7 protein-coding genes are annotated in these 7,237 nt (G+C 34.3%); 6 read left to right on the plus strand and 1 reads right to left on the minus strand.

The window, feature by feature from the left end; translation table 11 throughout:
• The coding region (locus tag ENL20_07025) for a hypothetical protein (protein ID HHE38309.1) at positions 1-2,323 on the minus strand (2,323 nt) is incomplete at its 3' end.
• A 394-nt stretch (positions 2,324-2,717) separates the two neighbouring features.
• Here ENL20_07025 and ENL20_07030 point away from each other — a divergent pair.
• The 6 genes from ENL20_07030 to ENL20_07055 all read left to right on the plus strand — a co-directional run.
• Positions 2,718-2,990, plus strand: a complete 273-nt coding sequence (locus tag ENL20_07030; protein HHE38310.1) for an HU family DNA-binding protein — start codon at positions 2,718-2,720, stop codon at positions 2,988-2,990.
• Positions 2,991-3,074: 84 nt separating this feature from the next.
• Positions 3,075-4,193: a DNA polymerase III subunit beta gene (gene dnaN / locus ENL20_07035; GenBank protein HHE38311.1), complete on the plus strand. Its 1,119-nt coding sequence runs from the start codon at positions 3,075-3,077 to the stop codon at positions 4,191-4,193.
• Positions 4,194-5,264 carry a DNA replication/repair protein RecF gene (gene recF, locus ENL20_07040; protein ID HHE38312.1) on the plus strand — a complete coding sequence of 357 codons (1,071 nt, stop codon included), beginning with the start codon at positions 4,194-4,196 and terminating at the stop codon, positions 5,262-5,264.
• Positions 5,261-6,493 (plus strand): MFS transporter, encoded by a 1,233-nt coding sequence (locus ENL20_07045; protein HHE38313.1) that lies wholly within the window; start codon positions 5,261-5,263, stop codon positions 6,491-6,493. Before recF ends, ENL20_07045 begins: the two co-directional genes overlap by 4 nt.
• Positions 6,494-6,656: 163 nt before the next feature.
• Positions 6,657-6,899 (plus strand): hypothetical protein, encoded by a 243-nt coding sequence (locus tag ENL20_07050; GenBank protein ID HHE38314.1) that lies wholly within the window; start codon positions 6,657-6,659, stop codon positions 6,897-6,899.
• A partial coding sequence (locus ENL20_07055; GenBank protein ID HHE38315.1) for a type II toxin-antitoxin system VapC family toxin occupies positions 6,878-7,237 on the plus strand: 360 nt, incomplete at its 3' end. The genes ENL20_07050 and ENL20_07055, both read left to right, overlap by 22 nt.

Genomic DNA, 7,237 nt, shown 5'->3' on the forward strand with positions numbered 1-7,237 from the left:
CTTCAAAAACAATGGCGGTATTGTCCTCGATTCCGGCAAGCAGTTCGATTTGGAAAGCATTCTCGATCAGAATTGATCCTTCTCCTTCGATTTCAGTAGTTTCAGTATAATCGTCTAAAATCGTAACAAATTCCGAATCCGTAATAAGAGTCGCTGTTACGGAATTTCCGGTAATATCCATGCCGACATTTGTTAAAGTTACATCCATATTCACCAGGTCGAGAGATTGAAGAGAACCGTCGATATAATCTCCATCTTCATTAAAACTTACCTCATCGCAAACTACATAAGCTCCCTCTGCAGGAATAACCGTGATGATCCCTGCATAAGTATTATAATTTTGTTTGAGAACATTAATCGCTAAATTCGTCATTACCTGAATCGGTTCGGAAAACACAACCGTCGTATTTCCACCAATTCCTGTGTTGGACATTCCAATAATTTCATTATCGAGTGTCACTATCACATCTGCTCCCAGAACATCAGAAGTTACTTCGATCTGTTCGGAACCGACAAAAATTTCCTGCGGATGAGTAATTATCATATCTTGCGGTGTATCTGTCCAGACCGTCAATCCGGCATCACCAATGATATTTGTTTCATAACACACCCAATACATGACCGTATTATTACCGGACATGAAAGGAATGGCATCGATCTTGGCATCGTTCAAAGCATAACCGAGAGTATAAATTTCCTCTCCGAACAAAGCATCGATAAACTCACGATGGAAGAATTGAGAAGCTCCGTCTGTAGAACCTTGTTGTCCCCAACCATAGCGGGAATGAGAGATCATGGAAACTGATGAATTAGCTATCGAAACAAATTTCTCGGTGATGCAGTCATTGGCATCAAAGGCTCCGGCATAACATCCCTGAGTAAAGATGATCGAGTAATTTTCGCTGTTTCCGTCATTGGTAATATTTCCGTCATGAACCTGGTTATTGTATAATTTCATATTATAATCAGTGCTGGAATGTCCGAGATGATTGATCAGATTTGGACCATTGCTCATTTCAAATAGAATATCAGGAGATTCCCAGTTTCCGTCTCTTTCGTATAAAGTTGAAATATCCCAATCGGTTGGAACTCCAATAGTTTCGTGTCCGTTGGTGGATGATCCTCCGATCATTTCGTCCATATAATCTCCGCCCCAGGTTGGTCCTTCCCAGAGATATTCACCCACAAAAAGAGAAGTCGTCAATTCCTCCTGAACCGGAGAATTCAGGTAGCCATCTACTTTATTGATGAAATTATTGATTTCCTGATCATTGTTATAACAGAATCTTGAGATCGCAAATTCAGGAGCAAGATCAGCTTCATCCGGTTCTCCCCATTTGTCATCCATATCATTATTCCAGTTTCCATCAAGGCAGGAATAATACATATCAGCAGGAATATTATAATCAACTGTTCCTCCGCCGTTTACTGTTCCATACAATCCACGATGCGGAATAACATTCGTATCTCCGGCTAATAGAACAAACCTGATGGAAGAGCTGGTGTATTTCTCGATCAGAAAATTTCTAATTTTTTCTTGAAGATCATTTCCGGTTTGCTCGGCTTGAATATCTTCGATCGTAAAAATTTCTGTGTATAATCCACGATTATGATAAATATTTATCAAATCCTCCCACATATCTATTTTAGATTGTTCCGCAATTATCAAATAATCTATTACATCATCTCTATCCTGATTCAGATTATAGGAATTCATCTGTTGCGGATTATTGACATTATTAGCAACAAAGTTGACAATAAAATCTTCATTATGTAAAAACTTTGTCGCTTCTGTAGCTTCCCGATCCGGTTTCGTAGTTATCTCGATTTCCATCCTTTGATAATACCAGATTTCTTTAGTAGAAGGATTATATTCGATGGGAGTTATTGCCGTAAAACCCATACTGAAGCCTGATAGATAGTGCGTTGATAGAGCATTATAACATTTTTCAGGATAGATACTATTTTGCGAATAGATCGCTGGATCCGGTTTTACAAAGCCAGGAATTTCATTTGCTGATAAAGCTATTTGCTTCTGCATCGGAGCAAGAGTAACATCGTCTGCAATTTTAATACGATCATACTTCCGAACATTTATAGAAGCAGCTTTTTCTCCTTGAGGAAGAAGCAGTTTAATTCCGAGATAAGGAAGAGAAGGTTCTCCAAGGTTTCCAAGTTGTTTAGTATTTTCGAAATTAACTACACTAAAATTTTCAAGATAATTAAGTTTTGGATGCTCAAATTCATAATTAAGATTTACAACCGAAGAGAAAATGAATAGATTCATCACAAATAGCACGATGATCATTATTTTTGATTTCATTTAAAAATCCTCCTTATTAAAATATAATTGTATTCAAGCAAGAACCATTCCAGAAACTGCGATAAATATTTATGATTTTTTTAATGTTTTTTTAGTCCTTTTTGATAAAAATTTTAATGAATATGAAATCAAAGGATGATAACTGTTAACTTGTTGTTATATATTTTTTTATAAATATTTATCGTAGTTTATGGAATCTCATCAAATCATTCATAACTACTAATATTATAAGTAGTTATGATTATCCAGCAGAGAAAAAACAAAGGATTTTTTATAAAAAAAATTGCTGCTTTTCCTTTAAAAATGCAGGTTTACTGATTTTTTTGTTGACAGGATTTACGCTAAAAAAAAACACTAAACCACCATGAAAGGTAAAAAAAAAGGAGGGAGTCAAATGAACAGACAAGAATTAATTCTTAAAATCGCAGGCGATGCAGGAATTACCAAAAAAGCTGCTAATGTTGCTTTAAATTCTTTTGTTGATGGTGTTACCACAACTTTAGAAAAAGGAGATAAAGTATCTTTAGTAGGTTTTGGAACTTTTAAAGTTGTAAACAGAAAAGCAAGAACAGGTGTTAATCCACAAACAAAAGCCAAAATCAAGATCGCAGCCAGGACAGTTCCTGTATTTAAAGCTGGGAAAAAACTTAAAGACGCAGTTAAGTAATTTACACAAATCCTTTTGAAAGCAAGAGTTTAACAGCTCTTGCTTTCTTTTTATCGGAAACACAAATTCAAAGAAGAGGAAAGTATGAAATTTTCAATAGATAAACAGGATTTATTGAATAATATTCAGCATTTATATAATATCGTTCCCAGTAAGAATACCATGCCGATTCTGACAAATTACTTATTGGAAGCTGATGATCAGAATAATTTATTAAAATTTACAGCTACTGATCTGGAAATTACAGTTGTTGTCGAATTTGAAGCAAATGTCTCTGAACCGGGAAAAGCTGCGGTCTCTGCTAAGAATTTTAATGAGATCATTAATTCTTTACCAGAAGCAATGGTGCATCTGATGGTCGAAGAAGATTCGTTAAAGATCATTTGCGAGCATTCAAAATTCAATTTACTTTGTGCGGAAAGCAGTCAATTTCCGTTAGTTCCCAAAAAAGACCTTTCACAAGTAATAGAACTTGATGCCACGATGTTCAAAAAAATGATCGAAAGCACTCATTTTGCAGTTTCAACGGAAATTAACCGACCTATATTTACCGGTATTTTCTGGAAGATGAATCCTGATCATCAATTGATGGTAGCCACCGACGGAAAGAAAATTGCAGAATTCAAACTGTTGACCCATGAGGATATTGAAGAAGGAAAGGAACAGATCATTCCAACTAAAGGGATGGTTTTTCTTGATAAAGTTATTAATGATGAGATACCTAAAATTTCGGTGTTGCTCGAGTCCAATAGAGTAATGTTTTCTTATGGAAATTACACCTTGTTTACGCATATCATTGAAGGAAATTTTCCTGATTATACGAAAGCTATACCAACCAATAATAATAATGTTTTGATCATCAATACTGAAATTATAAGAGGAGTCATTAGAAGAGTATCACTATTGGCTTCGGAAGATACATTCAAGGTTAAATTTGATATCACCAATGAAAAGTTGACGATCAGTTCGGAAAAGCGAGATGAGGGAGAAGCTAATGAGGTTCTGGAAAATTTCAAATATTCCGGTGAATCACTTTCGATTGCTTTTAACTATCGCTATTTAAATGCCATTCTCCATGTTATCGAATCCGATGAGGTTGAGATCAGAATGGGGCAGCCAAATGAACCCGCTTTGTTTTTCAATACTGATAAGAATGAGAAGTATTTTACCAGATTTTTATTGATGCCGCTTCGGTTAAAATAGTTGCGAGTAAAATATTTATATCTTCAGAATTTTAGGAATTTCCAGAAGTTTGAGCTCAGTTTCGCACCGGAAGGTGCTATTATATTCGGAAAGAATGGATTAGGAAAAACAAACCTATTGGAAGCTGTTTCCTATTTTGCTTTTGGGAAATCATTTCGGACAAATAATGATCTTGATCTGATAGATTTCTCAAAAGCATTTTTTCGTATTAGGGGAAAATTCGAGCTAAACGAAAAAGAAATAACCATCGAAGCTGCTGCTGAAAAACAAAAAAAGATCATAAAAATCGATAATATAAACATTTCAAAAATTAGTGAGCTTTATCAATATCTGAAAACAGTATATTTCTCACCTGTTGATATAAATATTATCAGCGGAGCACCATCTTTCAGAAGGGATTTTTTTGATCAGGCAATTTCCCAACATAACTTTCAATATCTTGCTGTTTTACGGAAATATTTCCAGGTTTTAAAGCAGAGGAATGCATTGTTAAAGAATGATTTCAATGAAAAAGAGAAACATTCCTGGGATCTGCAATTTATTAAGAGAGGTTCTGAAGTTATAGAGTTCAGAACTCGATACTTGGAAGATTTCAGGGCATTATTAAATGAGAAATACTCTCTTATCACCGATGAAAAAGAGCATGTTAAGATCAATTATAAATTTTCATTTCCGAGTCCTGAAACTGAATCTTTTTTAGAGAATATGAGAGAACATCTCGACGAGATCGAGGAACAGGAAATGAATGCTCAACGAAGCTTGTTCGGTCCTCATCTTGATGATTATGAGTTCTATTTAAATGGAAATTCGGCTCGTAGATTTGGTTCTCAAGGTCAGAAAAAATCTTTAGCGATCACTTCCAGATTGGTTCAGGCAAATTTAATATTGAAAAAAACAACGGAATTTCCTATCCTGATCTTTGATGATGTTTTTGCTGAACTAGATAAAAAGAGAATTAAGAATATCATGAAAATACTCGAAAACAAACATCAAATATTTATTGCAACTCCGAATCGAGAAATTTACAAAAGTCTTGAACTACCTCTTATTGATCTGGAAAAAATAAAATGAAACTGACAAAAAACATTTTCGGCTGGATGATGTATGATTTCGCCAACTCTTCCTTTACTACGATCATCGTAACAGTTGTTTACAGCGTATATTTTGTGGACAAAGTTGTCGGTGATGCTGATCTCGGTTCCGCTTTATGGGGACATGCAATTGCCATATCAATGTTTTTAGTTGCAATTTCGGCTCCGATTTTCGGTGCAGTTGCCGATCATTCGCGAGCCAAAAAGAAATTCCTGTTTTATCACACATATCTAACAATAATATTTACCGCCCTGTTGTTTTTCGTGAAAGAAGGAAATATAATAATAGGGATGTTATTTTTTATCATTGCCAATTTTGGTTTTCACAGTGCAAATGTATTTTATAATGCACTTTTGCCGGACATTGTTCATCGAGATAAAATTGGAAAAATATCAGGATGGGGATGGGCTTGGGGATATTTTGGCGGTCTTTTTTCGTTACTTCTCATTCTCCCGCTTGTTCACAATAATTGGATTCGTCTAACATTTCCGGCTGTTGCACTCTTTTTTGCGATTTTTTCAATTTTCACTTTCATCTGGTTGAAAGAAATTCATCGACCTTCAAAAAGAACAAATTATTTTAAAACAGCTTACAATCGAATTCGAGTTTCATTTAAAAATATTAAAAAATTCAAAGATTTGAAAAGATTTATTTTCAGCTATTTCATCTATAATGATGCCATCACAACAGTGATTACTTTCGGTGCGATTTTTGGGAAAAAAGAATTTGGAATGACTACAAAAGATTTACTTATCTATTTCATCATTTTGCAAATAGCATCAATGATCGGGTCGTTTGTTTTCAGCTTTATCGTCCAAAAAAAAGGAGCAAAAAAAACAATTACGATAACTCTGATTTTATGGATGTTAGCAGTGATTTGGGCATTTATCTGCAGAAGTGCAAATGAATTTTACGGTGTCGGTCTTCTCGCCGGTATCGCTATGGGATCGAGTCAATCGAGCAGTCGCACGATGTTGGCACTTCTCACACCAGGTAATAAGATGGCAGAATTCTTTGGATTTTATGCCTTTTCCGGTAAACTTGCCGCTATTATCGGACCTATTATTTATGGAGAAATTGCCAGAAATACCAGTTCCCAGAAAATAGCAATTCTGTCGGTTCTTTTCTTTTTCATAACAGGAGCAATAATCCTGCAAACTGTAAATGAAGAAAAAGGTAAAACTATTGCTCTGAACTGGAAAGAGTAGTTCAATCGGAACGATCTTTGCGGAAATTCTTCACGAGAAATTCCAAGGGAGACAACTTTCGCAAAGTAGTTTTTTTTACAAAGATATCATAAAAATTATTGACACTTTCTACTAAAAAAAAAGATATTGTCTTAAAAAAATTATTGAAAAAGAGGTGTTGAAAATGTTAGCAATAAAAAATAGAGGAACATATATTAATGAAAAAGAGATACTGATCGAGAGACCATTAAAAGACATTCCCTTTGGGTCGAATATCGAAATTATTGTTTTCTTTTCAGAGAAAAAAAAGAATAAAAAAGAGTGGTTATCGAAAGTTGAAAAAATGTCTAGGTGGGATGAAGAAACTTTATCCGAAATTGAAAATGTAGGAAAGGAAATCAATAAATGGAAAATAAAAACGTTCTAATCGATACAAATATAATTATAGATTTTTTTCGGAAAAGAAATAAAAAAAATACAATTTTAAGATCAATTCTTATTGATCATAATATCTATTTATCCGTTGTATCTATTTTTGAGTTTGAGTGCGGCGTAACTAATAAAGTGCGAAAAGATGAATTTCAAACTTTAATAGAACCTTTCCGAATTTTGAATTTTGATTTGGATTGTAGCCTTATCTCCGCTAAAGTTTACCGGGAGTTAAAGCAAAAAAATAAGATAATCGAGATGAGAGATATTTTTATAGGTTCAACCGCAATCAAAAACAATCTTCGTTTACTCACTTTAAACAAAAGACATTTTGAA

The sequence above is a fragment of the Candidatus Cloacimonadota bacterium genome (assembly GCA_011372345.1).
Classification (GTDB): Bacteria; Cloacimonadota; Cloacimonadia; order Cloacimonadales; family TCS61; genus DRTC01.